The sequence below is a fragment of the Photorhabdus tasmaniensis genome, assembly GCF_011189505.1.
In the GTDB taxonomy this organism is placed as follows: domain Bacteria; phylum Pseudomonadota; class Gammaproteobacteria; order Enterobacterales; family Enterobacteriaceae; genus Photorhabdus; species Photorhabdus tasmaniensis.
Window position 1 is genome coordinate 1 of sequence record NZ_PUJU01000123.1, and the last position, 2,557, is coordinate 2,557.

Genomic DNA, 2,557 nt, shown 5'->3' on the forward strand with positions numbered 1-2,557 from the left:
GTGAGTTGCTGACCCCCTCGCATCAGGCCGCCAGTGTTGTCGGTTTTTTCCTGCACGTTAAGCGTGGTATCGCCCACCGCTTGTACCTGACCGTGACGATTGTCGAGCCGTTGGGTTTTCAGGTTGAACTTCCCTGCCGACAACAATTTGCCGTCCCGGTTATCGGTCTGCGCCTGTCGGGTGTCGATAGCCAACTGTCCGCCTTGAAGGTGGCCCTGACGATTATCCAGTTGGCCACTGGTGACCGTGGTGGTGCGCTCACTCAGAATACGCCCCTGCTGGTTATCCAGTAACTGCCCGTCAGTATCCAGTGTCAGGGCGTCTGCGGATTGTAAAGTGCCTTCGCGGTTTATCAGTTGCCGGCTGTGAATGTCCAGTCCGCCATTGCCCGCTACCCTGCCGCCGGTGTTATCAATGTCGCCGGTGCGCAAGGTTAACTGCCCGCCACTCAACAACTGGCCCGCTTTTTGGTCAGTATTGCGGGTATTAGTCAGCCCATGGCCGTGGGTATTAATGGACATCTCACGACCTGCCTGTAACAGCCCCGCCGTATTATCCAGTTGGCCACTGGTGACCGTGGTGGTGCCCTCACTCAGAATACGCCCCTGCTGGTTATCCAGTAGCTGCCCGTCAGTATCCAGTGTCAGGGCGTCTGCGGATTGTAAGGTGCCTTCGCGGTTTATCAGTTGCCGGCTGTGAATGTCCAGTCCGCCATTGCCCGCTATCTGTCCCTGCGTATTGGTGAGCACGGTGCTGGTCAGGGTGGTTTTGCCGTCCGCCGTGATTATCCCGCCAGTGTTATTGATGTCACCGGTGTGCAAAGTTAAGTGTCTGCCGCTCAATAACTGACCGCCTTTTTGGTCTGTCGTGGCGGCATTGGTGAGCCAGTGACCGTGAGTATCTACGGTCATGTCGCCACCAGACTGTAACAGCCCGGCGGTGTTCTTCAGCTCACCACTGTGTAAGGTTAGGGTGTCCCCGGCTATCACCTGCCCCTCGGTATTGGTGAAGGGATGGCCTGTGGTCTGGCTGTTAATGTTTTGCGCCAGTAACACACCCTGCGTGTTATCCAGAGTCTGGCTGGTTGTGGTCAGTCGGGTTTTGGCTTCAAGATGACCGTTGGCATTCTGAATGGCTTTGCCAACGGTGAGGAGGGTGCTGTCCCCGGTGGCAACGATGCTACCCTGACGATTATCCAGTTGGCTGGCGCTGAGCTCAAGCGCATTGCCGGCTTCCAGCCGGCCCGACTGATTGTCCAGTGCATCGTTAACCGCCAGTGTCAACGAACCATTTTTAGTCGCGACAAGTTGACCCTGACGATTATTTATCGCCGTGGCATTCAGGTGTAGATTGCCGTTGCTGGCAATCTTACCGCTTTGATTATTCAACGTGTTGACCGTGAGGGACAGGTTATCGGTGCCCGATTGTTGCATGACGCCGCCCTGATGGCTCAGGGTGTCCGCATTGACGGTCATCTGCCCGGCCTGAGTTTCAGCGTGGTTGAGTTGCAGTTCACCGGCCTGTATCGTCAGGGCGCCATGGGTCAGCAGTTTGCCCTGATTGCCCAGCCACCGTTGGGTGTTGAGCGACAGTGTCCCGTTGCCCGCCAGTTGCACTTGACCCTGAGTGTTATTCACCGTTTGCGCGGTCAGGCTCAGGTTATCCCCCTGACTGGCAATGTTGCCCTGCTGGTTGTTAAGCGTGTCAGTGGTTATCGTGAGCTGTTTGCCTTGGTTGAACAGGGTACCGCCCCCGTTATTCAGGGTGCGCGTGTTAAGCGTCAGTTCACCGGGACCGGTCTGGTTAATTTTTCCCCGTTCGTTAGAGATGTCAGGCGTCGTGAAGTGGATTTCCCGCGCCACTAACTGGCCGCCGTCGTTGTTAAACTGGCCCGGTGTTTTCGCCATAAAACGGCTGGCGTTGACGGTGGCGTGAGCCGTCCTTATTCCCGCTTGACCGGCGGTGAGTTGAATCTGTCCGGCTGCGGTCTGGCTGTGGCTCAGGTCAATCTGCTGACTGTGGATAGCCAGCGTATCGGTCGCCAGATTTTTGCCCTTCGCCTGAACGTGCTGCGCGGTCAGGATTAATGAGCCGGGTAAAGTGGTACGGCCGTTATCATCCAGACCGGCCGCCCACACACTGCGGTGACCACTGTGTATTGTTCCTGCTCTGGCAGTGATATTGCCCCGCGCCTCAATCCGGCCGCTATTGTCCAGTTGTCCGCCGGATTGCAAGGTCACTGTCGATTGCGACAGGAGTTTGCCCTGATTGTCTATCCCGGCGGTCCCGGTTAATTGCAGCGCATCCCGGCTGCTGATGGTGCCCCGATTTTCAATCCTGCCCTCGGCGGTGATATGCACCTCGCCTGCCGGAACACCGAGGTTACCGGCGTTACGCACCCCCACACCCGCTTCGGTGCCTATCAACCTAATTTTATGGGCATACATGCCGCCCAGTGCCGCCACATCCAACGCAAACGCCGGGGGCTTATTATCAGCCGATTTTTTTTCAATTTGCCGGTGCGCAGCATCCACCCGATTGCGTCCGGTGGTCACGT

General features: G+C 57.1%; 1 pseudogene. It reads right to left on the reverse strand.

The window, feature by feature from the left end:
• Window positions 1-2,557, reverse strand: a pseudogene (locus C5471_RS22990) (hemagglutinin repeat-containing protein); the annotation flags it as partial.